Here is a 261-nt window from a genome sequence, read left to right as displayed (position 1 = left end):
CAACAACAGAAGCAGTAGTGGTGGAGCCAAACGGGATCGAACCGTTGACCTCCTGCGTGCAAGGCAGGCGCTCTCCCAGCTGAGCTATGGCCCCGTATCTCTACAGGTGTTTCCCACACAAAATTGGTGGGTCTGGGCAGATTCGAACTGCCGACCTCACCCTTATCAGGGGTGCGCTCTAACCAACTGAGCTACAGACCCAATTTCGGGCTGCTTCTAAATCGTCTTCTTCAATGAATCAAGCAATTCGTGTGGGAGCTT

The 261-nt window shown here is 53.3% G+C and carries 2 tRNA genes; both read right to left on the bottom strand.

Going from position 1 to position 261, the window contains the following annotated elements:
* Nucleotides 1-18: 18 nt before the first annotated feature.
* Nucleotides 19-94 (bottom strand) — tRNA-Ala (locus NTD87_RS15060).
* Between the two features lie 30 nt (nt 95-124).
* Nucleotides 125-201: transfer RNA gene (locus tag NTD87_RS15055), tRNA-Ile, on the bottom strand.
* Nucleotides 202-261 lie beyond the last annotated feature (60 nt).

It is taken from the genome of Pseudomonas sp. 6D_7.1_Bac1 (genome assembly GCF_025465945.1).
Classification (GTDB): Bacteria; Pseudomonadota; Gammaproteobacteria; order Pseudomonadales; family Pseudomonadaceae; genus Aquipseudomonas.
Note: the sequence above shows the minus strand (reverse complement) of the source record. Positions and strands in the feature narration are given on the sequence as shown.